Raw genomic sequence first — 10632 nt, forward strand, 5'->3', positions numbered from 1 at the left:
CCCGGGAGATTCAACATTGCGGATCGTAAAAAGCAAATTCGCGGTAAGTTCGGGCACGCGATAAACTGCTTAATAACGCAGGTTCAATGGACTCACGAATTAATGCAGAGACCTCCAGCAGCGCATCGAGTGATATTCCGCAATCGAACCCCATGCGGGAAAACATATTTACCGCATCTTCCGTTGCGGCATTTCCGGCGGCGCCCGGTGCGAAGGGGCAACCGCCAAGACCACCAACCGCCGTTTCAAAACGCGTCACGCCGTTTTGCAGGCCAGCCATCATGTTGGCCAGCGCCATACCGTGCGTGTTATGCATATGCAGGCCGATATCGAGATGTGGGAACCGGGCGCTGATGCGTTGCAGGAGATCTGCAGTCTGGCGGGGATTCGCCACGCCGATGGTGTCGCACAGCGTAATGTGGTGAATGCCAAGATCCGCGGCGAAACGGAACATCTCCAGCAGCGTATCGGTGCAGGTGGCACCGATAAAAGGGCAGCCAAACGCGGTGGCCAGCGACAGCGAAATCTCCAGATCCGGATGCGCCTGGCGAATGGCCGCCAGCTCATCCAGCGACTGCGGATGCGTACGGTTAATATTGGCCTGGTTATGCGCCGGACTGACGGAGATAACATAATTCACCCGCGAGATCTGACTCTCCACCGCTAATTGCGCTCCCCGGCTATTTGGCACCAGCACCCATGGCGTTATCGTCGGGTGCTTTTCAAGCACATGCGCAATGACCTGTTTGGCATCCGACATTTGCGGGATCGCTTTCGGGCTGACCATCGAGGTTATTTCGATGTTTTTCGCACCGGCGGCGATCAGTTTATCGATAATACGAATTTTCAATTCTGTCGGAATCGGCTGCTTAATATTCTGGAAGCCATCTCGCGGTCCGACTTCGGTAAGTTGAATAAATTTTCCCATGGTGTTGGCCTTACAGAATACCATCGTTGATAAGCTGCTCTATTTCCGCATCGGAATAATTGAGCAGTTCTTTTAATATTTCGTGGTTGTGCTGGCCCAGCGTTGGCGCGGGCATTCTGATGGAAGTTTTGTTGTTGGAGAATTTAACCTGATTACCGGTCATGGTAATTTTACCGGCCACCGGATGTTCAATATCGACAAACATTTCACGCGCCACGGCAATATGTGGATCTTTGGTGACGCGGTCGATGGTGTTGATAGGGGCCGCGGGAATCCCTGCCGCCAGCAGCAATTCAACGATCTGGTCAATCGGGTGTTCGCCGGTCCAGCGCTCAAGGATGGCTTTCAGTTCTGCATGGTGGGTGACGCGCGCGATATTGGTGCTGAATCTGGCATCCTCCAGTTCACTGATTTTCAGCGTCTGTTTCAGCAGTCCAAACAACTTGTCGTTGCCACAGGCGATAATGACGTAACCGTCCTGCGCCTGAAATGAATCGTAGGGATAAATCGCCTCATAACGGTTACCGATGCGCGTCGGAATGCGTCCGGTGTTCAGATAGATAATATTGATGATCTCCAGCGACGAGACCATCGCATCAACTAGCGCGATATCCACTTTGTCGCCGACCCCGGTTTTCAGGCGGTTGGCGTAGGCGGCAAGGACACCGATGGCGCAGCTCATACCGCCCACCACATCGGCAATCGCTGTGCCGGTGCGGGTAGGTGGGGTATCGGCCCAGCCCGTGGTGCTCATTAGCCCGCTCATCGCCTGGCCGATAATGTCGTATCCCGCGCGTTTAGCGTACGGCCCGGTGTGGCCGAAACCCGACACCGCGCCATAAATAATGGCTGGATTCACCTTGCGCAGATCTTCATAACCGAGGCCGAGTTTTTCCATCACACCCGGACGGTAATTTTCCAGCACAATATCGCTGTTGCGCACCATCTCAAGAAAAATAGCGCGCCCTTGTTCAGACTTCAGATTCAACGTAATACCGCGTTTATTGCGATTAAGATTCATAAAGTAGGCGCTTTCGCCATTTATTTGCGGCGCGTTTGCGCGGGCATCATCGCCTTTACCCGGTAATTCAATTTTAATCACGTCAGCGCCAAAATCAGCTAACATCATTCCACAGTAAGGACCGGCAAGAACGCGAGTAAGATCGAGAACGCGGACGCCACTTAATACACCAGACTTATTATTCATTCCTTTTCCTTGTAAGATAAAAATATAATTTGTGGAAGCATATACTTCACACGGGTGTTATTAATCCAATCGCCATGCCAAAAAAAAAAGGAAAGAAATGACTTAACATCATGAATTTTAATGCTTTTAATTGATGAAAATAAAAAACACTACGCCAGACTCAATATCAATTGTGTTAGAAATATCAACTGTGATATTGATTTAATAAAACGACAACATTGAAAATTATCACCATGAACAAGAATCCTCTGCCAAACCTTGCATTAATTACACCTTACCCGCAACTGGGCGAAATAGTCGCTGAACAATGTACGGGTATTTTTAACTGCCACGTTTATCATGGCAGCCTCGAGAAAGCGGCCAGCATCGCCAGAAATCTTGATACAGAGTATTACGATGTTATTCTGAGCCGGGGAGGGACAGCGGAATATATCGAAAAATCAACGCAGATTCCGGTGGTTAAAATACTGACATCGACTGCCGATTTACTGAAATCGCTCATTCCGCTGAAAAATTATCCGCAGCATATTGCCTTTTTTAATTACCAGACCTACTTAACGGATGTATTACTTATTGCGCAGGCGCTGAATATCACCATCGATGAATTTGTTTTTTTATCGCACGCCGATATGACCGAAAAACTGGAGCAGTGTCGGCGCCGCCGCTATGCCACGGTGACCGGCGGTTTTCCGGTCACCGATAGTGCAAGGCAATATGCGATGCAGGGCATCCTGATCGAAAATGGTGTCGAATCGGTGAACAGCGCGCTGCGTGAAGCACTGGCGATAGTGGAAACAACGAAACGCAAAGCGCAGGATACCGCCAGGCTGGAGATCATTTTGTCGTCCATTACGGAAGGCATCATTGTCACCAATGAAAATAATGAAATTCAGGTGTTTAACCGCAGCGCAGAAAAGATTTTCGGCTTGAGCGGAACACAGGTAATAGGTAAACCTGTTGATTCAATTATTAAAAACACACGGATAAACCAGGTGCTGCTGACCGCAGCGCCGGAGATCCGCGAATTGCAGGAGCTGGATAGCACCTCCATTATCACCAGCCGGGTGCCGATATTTATGGGCAAACGCTGCATTGGCGTGGTTTGCTCTTTTACGGATACGCCGCAGATAGAGAAGGTGGAGCGTATCCTGCGCGGCAAGCTTAAGAAAAAAGGGTTCAATGCCCGCTATACCTTCGATCATATCTTCACCGCCAACGGTGAAATGCAGGCGATCAAAAAGCTGGCGCAAATTTATGCCCGCACCGATTCCCCGGTGATGATTTACGGGGAGTCCGGCACCGGCAAAGAGCTGTTTGCCCAGAGCATACATAACCACAGTCTGCGCAGTCGCGGTCCGTTTGTCGCCATCAACTGCGCGGCGATCCCGGAAAGCCTGCTTGAGAGTGAGCTTTTTGGTTATGAAGGCGGTGCGTTTACCGGTGCCAGGCGGGAAGGAAAGTCGGGGCTTATCGAGCTGGCGCATCAGGGAACGCTGTTTCTCGATGAAATTGGCGAGCTGCCAATGACCATCCAGAGCCGCTTATTACGGGTGCTCCAGGAGTATGAAATCATGCATATCGGCGGCAAAGACGTGATCCCGGTCGATGTCAGAATTATTGGCGCGACCAATCGTTCGCTGGAGAAGATGAGCGAGGAAGGCGGGTTTCGCCGCGATCTCTACTACCGACTGAATGTGCTGCCGCTGGCGGTTCCGCCGCTGCGGGAACGTCCGGAAGATATTCGTTATCTGGCCGGGATGTTTCTTTGTGAGTGGCAGGCAGAACATCTGCTGGAGCAATTTCTCGATCTGTTCACCGGCTGGCACTGGCCGGGCAATGTCCGCGAACTGCGTTTTATCCTTGAGCGTCTGGCGTTGTTGTCAGGGGAATTTCCGACCTATTCGTTGTATGAATTGCTGACACTGACCGGTTTTTCGCTGGCGGGCAGTAACAAACCCGCAGCGATTAATGATGCTGTGACCGTGGATCTGAACAAAGGATCGCTCAAGGCGCTGGTTCGCGACATTGAGCGGCAGGTTATTACCCTTTATCTGCGACGTTACAATCAGGATCAGCAGAAAGTGGCCCGGCACCTTGGGATCAGTAAAATGAGCCTGTGGCGCAAATTACAGGAAGATTGACGCTTAACCATCGTTTTGCGCCAGCCAAGCCGGGATCTGTTCAGGAAGCAGGGGCTTTGAGAAGAAGTATCCCTGTGCTTCATCGCAGCCGAAACCTTTAAGCAGTTGCGCGGTTTCTGCATCCTCAATGCCTTCCGCCAGCACAATGTAGTCCAGCTCTTTCAGCATCTGGATAATGTTGCGGGCGATAATTTGGCTGCCCCGATCACTGGTGACTTTACAAATAAGCGAACGATCTAACTTAATGATATCGATAGGAATAGTACGCAAATAACTGATATTGCTGTAGCCCGCGCCAAAGTCGTCGAGCAGGATTTTAAAGCCGCGCATTTTTAACATATCCAGCTCTTCGAGGGCGATGGAGTTTTCCAGCACTTTCTCCGTCTCCAGACATTCAACCCGCAAATCGGCAGTGGTCAGCCCGGCCTGAAGAACTTTCTCTTCCAGCGCATTTGCAAACCCGGCGTTGGACAAATCGCTGGCGGCTAAATTAACCGAAATCGGGATGGTGATGTGGTTTTTGCGCCACGCCACCAGTTGTTTGATGGCAGTGGTCACCACCCATTGGGTGATATCGGACATCAGGCTGGTACGCTCCGCCAGCGAGATAATCACCGTCGGCGGAATATTCCCCAACTGCGGATGCTTCCAGCGGAGCAGGGCTTCAACCCCTTCGGTACGCCCGCTATGCAGGTTGATTTTCGGCTGATACACCAGATAAAGCTGGTTATCTGTTTTGATGGCTTCGCCCAGATCGTAGAGGATTTTGAAATCGCGATTGCGCTTTTGATCCATGGCGGAATCGAAGGCAAGCAGGGGGATATTTTGTCGTATCGCTTCGTGCAGGGCGCTGATCGCCTGGCGAAAGATTTCTCTGACCGCCGTCTGGCCCGCCACAAAATGAATAAACCCGGCGTGAATGTTCAACGAAATCTCAATATCACCAGTAATTTTCGCGCTGGTGGGCGGCAGATTTGCCGCTTTACGCAAAACGGCTTCTGATTCATCGGTTTTCACTAACAGGGCATAACGACCGGTGGCAAAAGCATAGAGAGGCGATTGATCGCGCAAACCGAGCCGCACTTGTAATAAAGTCGCGAAGCTTTTCAGCATATTTTCGACGGCGCTCAACCCAAGATAGCGCGACAATTCATACGCTCTCGGCATATCAATGCAGTCGAAAATGATCAGCGTGTACTCACCGGACGGTTCATCCGCCGCAATGCGTTCGATCGCCCTGAGCAAGTTTTGCCGGTTCGGCAGAGCGGTTAAAGCATCAATCTGGCCGACCGAGTTCCAGCATTCAAGCCAGGAAGAAGCCAGCGCGGCAATGCTCAGGAAATCCGCAATCTGTTGTGTCGAAGGGGTAAGCGGCGTTCGGTTGCTGACGCAGAGCGTGCCGAGCATGTCGCCCTCTTTATCTCTGAGCGGAGCGGCGGCATAAAAAATCACCGCACCATCTTTCACCAGCGGATGGTGGGCAAACCGGGGATCGTTTCGCGTGTCGCTGCAAATCACCGGCGCAGACTGCGCGAAGACGTGTTTACACATTGTCTCCTCAAGCGGCGTGATTCCCGCAACTTCCGGGAGATTGGCAGCATATTTGACGTACTGGAACACATCATCAATTACCGTGACAAAACAGCCTTCGACGCCCATAAGCTGGCTGGCAAATGCCGCAAATTCCCCCAGTGCGCTGTCACGTTCTTTATCTTCGTGCTTCAACAACTCCAGCGCTGCAAGCCGTCTGGCTTCTTTTTTGTTGAGTCCGCTGAACATTCTGCTCTCCCGGTGGCTGGCTGTTTCTGTCATGCTGAAGACACAGCCGACGACTACAATCATAACCGGAAACTGCCTGTGCGACAGCGTTCTGGCGCAACAGAAGCGGCTGAACTCAAGGGGAGGGTATATGATGCGGCTGGCGTCTTACAATGTGGAAAACTTATTCGATCGCGCGAAGGCCATGAATCTGGCCGACTGGGACGAAGGCAAACCGATTCTGGAAAAGTTTGCCGCCCTGAATGCGTTACTCGGCGAATTAACCTATACCGCCGAAATGAAACAAAAAATGGTGGTTTTGCTTAACGAGCTGGGGCTGAAAAAGTCTGATACTGGACCGTTTGTGATCCTGCGCCGTAACCGTGGCAAACTGCTGACGCGGCCGACAGATGGCTCGGAGATCCGTATTATCGCCGAAGGGCGGGCCGACTGGGTTGGATCGCTGGAGCTGCGCGCCGCGCCGGTGGATGAAACGGCCATGCTGTTGACCGCGCAGGTGATGATTGATCTGCAGGCCGATATTCTGGCTGTCGTCGAAGCGGAAAGCCGACCCGCGTTGCTGGCGTTTAACCGCGAAATCATTCCTGCCCGTAATGGCAAGCCGTTTGAGCATGTGATGGTGATTGATGGTAACGACGAACGCGGGATCGATGTCGGTTTGATGACCGTCAGCGCATTCCCGATTGCGACCATCCGTAGCCATGTTGATGATAAAGATGCCGATGGCGCGCTGATTTTCTCCCGTGATTGCCCGGAGTTTGCTATCCCGTTAAAGGATGGCAGAACGTTGCATGTGTTAGTGAATCACCTGAAAAGTAAAGGCTTTGGATCGCAAAGCAGCTCGGACGCCCGCCGCCGTGAACAGGCCGAACGGGTGAAAGCAATTTACCAGCAACGCATCAAAGCGGGAGAAACGCTGATTGCCATTGTCGGGGATTTTAACGATACGCCCGACAGCCAGCCGCTTGCGCCACTGCTGAAAGATACCGATCTACGCGATATTTTCACCCACGCAAAATTTGATAATGGCGGCTATCCGGGTACCTGGGGAAGCTGTACCGCCAATAACAAAATCGACTATATCCTGTTGTCGCCGGCGTTATGGGAAACAGTAAAGCAGGGCGGCGTATACCGTAAAGGGATGTGGCCCGGCGTACGTCCGGCGAAGTGGGAAACTTACGCCGAACTGAAAAAATCGGTCAATGCCGGTTCGGATCATGCCGCTGTGTGGGTTGAACTGGATCTGTAAGGCGCAAGAGGCGTCGAAGCGGATATTTTGAATCCGGTATTGCCGCTGCGGAATAATAATCGCAGCGGCTTTATTTTATCGTTTTGAAAGGGATATGTTCTGACGCTGAATATTCAATTGCTTGCGCCAGACCCGGTTGTGCAAATATAACGCATTGGTGCGGCAAAACATGGCGCTATTAAGACATTTAACGCTACAACCAATGAAAATTAGCCCCAACAATGAGCTGATAACAAACCACAGTTGACGTTCAGCGCCAAACAATGCCGGAACAAAGGCTGTCAGAAAGAATATCATGGCGACCAGCGACGTCACAAAAAGCGTGCACAGATAAACCTTCATCGCCGATAAAAAACCCCGAGAAATTAATACCATAGCGATAATAATGATGGCGCTATAGAGCAGTGATACAGGGATCACTGCGGCCATTACGGCATAATGCGGCAACGACAGCCAGCTAAAAATCGCCAGCCAGATAAAGGGTTGGGGAAGGGCGAAGCTAAACACCGCGAGGATCATGCTGGCAATCAACGGCAGGCCCATCATATGCCAGCCCGCAGGAATCCCCAGCCGATCCTTTAAACGATCCTTTAATTTTTCCAGCCGTTCCGGATCGTTCGTTTTTATTTTCTCTGCTACCACAGCACTTAACGTAAGGCTTCTTTTTATATATTTCATCATCTACCAATTACTTCCTGTAAAGGAAAATGACTGTATCAGACCAATAATGTACTGCCCAGAGGTTTTCATATTGCCAGGGTTGCGGATCGTTCCGGTTAACGCGCTACCGGCAAAGGCTGAGGTATTAACCAGTGCCGCCGTCAGCTCACGCTGCAACGCAGTTTGTAATGCTTCTGAAGGATAACGTTTCGGGTAAAATCCTGCTTTCATCGCTGCTTTTACGCCGGTGTTGGATATTCCCGGGTTTTGCGCGCGAATAATTTCCTCGGTAATGCGTTTACGTTCGGCGCGGCTTAAATTCTTCAGCCAGTTTGTTACGCTGGAAGACGTTGCGCCTTTCATCAGCTTGTAGGTTTCCAGGGTACTTTTTAATCCGGCCCCGGCGCCAGCCAGTGAGAGAATATCCAGCGCGGTGCTGGTCGTGACATACCACGATTCGCTGTCAAGCCAGGTTACCACGTCGTCATTATTGGTGGCGATCAGTGAGATGCGCCCCAGCCCGATAGCGCATTGCGCCACGGTGGCTACCGTTCCGGCAGTAATGATCGCCGCCACCACGCCTGAAGCCCCGGCAGTCAGCGGTACGGCTGCGCCAGCGCCCAGCGCGAGAACGCCGGTGACGACTGCGGCTCCGCAAGAAATGGCCGTCGACGTAATTTCATTCGCCAGTGAAGGTGCCTGAATCGTCGTATTGATGGCTTGAGCTGCGCTGTAGGTGGATTGAGAATTTACTTTTGTAACAATAACATGGCTAACAGTACTTTGATTCGGCGTGGCGATCCGCCGCGAAGGACGCACCAGCCATTGACGCGGCCCATCCGAATAAATGATGCCGACCTGGTGAAAACTGCGGGTACAGTCGAGTTGATTGCCCAGTGACGTAAAGTCAAAGTCATCACCGGGGGCCAGGCCCAGGCTGCGTGCAAGACCGTAATCGGGAAGGTTGTTACCAGAGAGTTGGCCGGGGAAGGTCATCGAGTCGCTCCATCGTTAATGTTCTTATGTATTTGAGATGTTAAGAATAAATGGCATAACGCGGTAAACAATTAAGAATAATCTGAATGAATTATATACAGCCGATAAATGGATGAAGCTTACAGATCGGGTGCCGGGGCGAAAACGCGCAGTTCGGCATTTATCGGTGGAAATGGAAAAGGTGAACTATGACAGAGGATTTACAGTCGCTAATTGTCCAATACGAACGGCAGCTTCATCAGGCAGAAATTCGTAGCCAGCAGATTGCCATTGAGAAATTACTACACAGACATTTTTTCGAGATTGGTCGTTCGGGGAAACGATACGGCAGACAGCAAGTTATCGATTCATTATTGGCAGAAACCGACCAACAGCAAATCGCGTCGGAGGAATTCGCATTAACGCAGATCGAAAGCGGAGCGCTGCTACTGACATACCGGACGTTCAGGCAAAGTCCGTCGGGAGAGAAAACGCACCGCACATTGCGCACATCGTTATGGGTCAGAAATGAAGATGACCGCTGGCAAATGATTTTTCATCAGGGAACGCCTGAAGCGGATTGAGCGGTCTACGGCGGGTCTGAAAAGCCGGAAACCAAGGATAAAACAAGCAACACAATCACAGGTGCGAAATGCTGGATTCTGCCTGATTACATGTTAGTACGCATAATGTATATTATGTTAAATAGCATGTATGGGTTAGTAACTTCATAAACCCAGGCTACACTCCATCAAATGGCCCCATTCACGCAGGCGTGCCAGCGTCAGTTCTTTTTGCCAGCACGTCCTGCAACATCGCCTTCTCGGGCTCAGATCGGCCCACTGTTTCTTTAGCCACAGATTTCCCTCTTTCAGCTGGCGCATGTGCTTCAGCTCAGAGGGCGAAATGCCGCCATATTTCTTGTGCCACGTATAGAATTATTACAACGCCAGTTTCAGTATTTCCTCTACTTTCTCTGTCGTAATATTCGCATGTTCACCCAGGGCAACATGGCCGTGTTCTTTCAGTTTATTGGTTACCGCCGGAATAATATCATCCCCCAGACCATAATCAGATAAACGGGTTTTAACCCCCATGGTTTCGAAAAATGCGACCGTTGCGTCGATAGCCTGAAGAGCCATCGTTTCAATATCAGATGCCGGGATATCCCAGACACGTTCACCATACTGGGCAAGTTTCTGTTTCTTGTCAGCCAGCGCGTATTTCCAGATAGCCGGGATCATTACCGCCAGCGTGCGGGCATGATCAAGGCCGTACAGACCTGTAATTTCCTGTCCGATCAAATGTGATGCCCAGTCTGCGGGGGTCCCCGTACTGAGCAGGCCATTCAGCGCCATCGTTGCGGCCCACATAATGTTCGCCCTGGCATCATAATCCTCAGGATCTGTCAGGACTTTTGGGCCCTCTTCTTTCAGGGTGTTCAGCAGACCTTCTGCCAGGCGATCCTGTACTTTGGCATTCACCGGATAAGTCACATATTGCTCAAGTACATGCACGAATGCATCAACCACACCATTAGCCGTCTGATTTGGGGGTAAAGTAAATGTCAGTTCAGGCTCCAGAACCGAGAACTGTGGCATAACGTACGGGGATGCAAAAAACAGCTTATCTTTTGTTTCTGCTTTAGTAACAACTGCGACATTATTCATTTCTGAGCCTGTTGCGGCAATGG

At 51.0% G+C, this 10632-nt stretch carries 9 protein-coding genes and 1 pseudogene; 3 read left to right on the forward strand and 7 right to left on the reverse strand.

Translation table 11 applies throughout. From position 1 onward, the window contains the following. Positions 1-10: 10 nt before the first annotated feature. Entirely contained in the window at positions 11-928 is a 918-nt protein-coding gene (locus DK872_RS20030; RefSeq protein ID WP_161518754.1) for a hydroxymethylglutaryl-CoA lyase, read from the reverse strand. Positions 929-938: 10 nt separating this feature from the next. Continuing rightward, positions 939-2135 carry a CaiB/BaiF CoA-transferase family protein gene (locus tag DK872_RS20035; protein ID WP_007375036.1) on the reverse strand — a complete coding sequence of 399 codons (1197 nt, stop codon included), beginning with the start codon at positions 2133-2135 and terminating at the stop codon, positions 939-941. Positions 2136-2368: 233 nt separating this feature from the next. On the opposite strand from DK872_RS20035, the gene DK872_RS20040 reads away from it, so the two are divergent. Beyond that, positions 2369-4276 (forward strand): sigma-54-dependent Fis family transcriptional regulator, encoded by a 1908-nt coding sequence (locus DK872_RS20040; protein WP_071920787.1) that lies wholly within the window; start codon positions 2369-2371, stop codon positions 4274-4276. A 3-nt stretch (positions 4277-4279) separates the two neighbouring features. Here DK872_RS20040 and DK872_RS20045 read toward each other — a convergent pair whose 3' ends face one another. After that, entirely contained in the window at positions 4280-6055 is a 1776-nt protein-coding gene (locus DK872_RS20045; RefSeq protein WP_079517930.1) for an EAL domain-containing protein, read from the reverse strand. Positions 6056-6188: 133 nt separating this feature from the next. Between DK872_RS20045 and DK872_RS20050 the strand changes: the two genes are divergently transcribed. Beyond that, complete coding sequence (locus tag DK872_RS20050; protein WP_079518405.1) at positions 6189-7304, forward strand: endonuclease/exonuclease/phosphatase family protein; 1116 nt, start codon at positions 6189-6191, stop codon at positions 7302-7304. A gap of 75 nt (positions 7305-7379) precedes the next feature. On the opposite strand, the gene DK872_RS20055 is transcribed toward DK872_RS20050, so the two are convergent. Both DK872_RS20055 and DK872_RS20060 read right to left on the reverse strand, forming a co-directional pair. Beyond that, complete coding sequence (locus DK872_RS20055; RefSeq protein ID WP_007375032.1) at positions 7380-7985, reverse strand: hypothetical protein; 606 nt, start codon at positions 7983-7985, stop codon at positions 7380-7382. Beyond that, positions 7986-8960 carry a hypothetical protein gene (locus DK872_RS20060; protein ID WP_035885727.1) on the reverse strand — a complete coding sequence of 325 codons (975 nt, stop codon included), beginning with the start codon at positions 8958-8960 and terminating at the stop codon, positions 7986-7988. Positions 8961-9148: 188 nt separating this feature from the next. Here DK872_RS20060 and DK872_RS20065 point away from each other — a divergent pair, with 188 nt between their 5' ends. Then, positions 9149-9523 (forward strand): DUF4440 domain-containing protein, encoded by a 375-nt coding sequence (locus tag DK872_RS20065; protein ID WP_072438800.1) that lies wholly within the window; start codon positions 9149-9151, stop codon positions 9521-9523. A gap of 205 nt (positions 9524-9728) precedes the next feature. Here DK872_RS20065 and DK872_RS27620 read toward each other — a convergent pair. Together DK872_RS27620 and DK872_RS27625 are read right to left on the reverse strand one after the other, a co-directional pair. Continuing rightward, positions 9729-9877, reverse strand: a pseudogene (locus tag DK872_RS27620) (IS3 family transposase); the annotation flags it as partial. A gap of 3 nt (positions 9878-9880) precedes the next feature. Continuing rightward, the coding region (locus DK872_RS27625; RefSeq protein ID WP_237656225.1) for an iron-containing alcohol dehydrogenase at positions 9881-10632 on the reverse strand (752 nt) is incomplete at its 5' end.

This window comes from Kosakonia sp. MH5 (assembly GCF_009935945.1).
Classification (GTDB): domain Bacteria; phylum Pseudomonadota; class Gammaproteobacteria; order Enterobacterales; family Enterobacteriaceae; genus Kosakonia; species Kosakonia radicincitans.

Coding starts and splice junctions, on each gene's coding strand:
- DK872_RS20030 (WP_161518754.1), bottom strand. CDS start 928: ATGGGAAAATTTATTCAACTTACCGAAGTCGGACCGCGAGATGGCTTC.
- DK872_RS20035 (WP_007375036.1), bottom strand. CDS start 2,135: ATGAATAATAAGTCTGGTGTATTAAGTGGCGTCCGCGTTCTCGATCTT.
- DK872_RS20040 (WP_071920787.1), top strand. CDS start 2,369: ATGAACAAGAATCCTCTGCCAAACCTTGCATTAATTACACCTTACCCG.
- DK872_RS20045 (WP_079517930.1), bottom strand. CDS start 6,055: ATGTTCAGCGGACTCAACAAAAAAGAAGCCAGACGGCTTGCAGCGCTG.
- DK872_RS20050 (WP_079518405.1), top strand. CDS start 6,189: ATGCGGCTGGCGTCTTACAATGTGGAAAACTTATTCGATCGCGCGAAG.
- DK872_RS20055 (WP_007375032.1), bottom strand. CDS start 7,985: ATGATGAAATATATAAAAAGAAGCCTTACGTTAAGTGCTGTGGTAGCA.
- DK872_RS20060 (WP_035885727.1), bottom strand. CDS start 8,960: ATGACCTTCCCCGGCCAACTCTCTGGTAACAACCTTCCCGATTACGGT.
- DK872_RS20065 (WP_072438800.1), top strand. CDS start 9,149: ATGACAGAGGATTTACAGTCGCTAATTGTCCAATACGAACGGCAGCTT.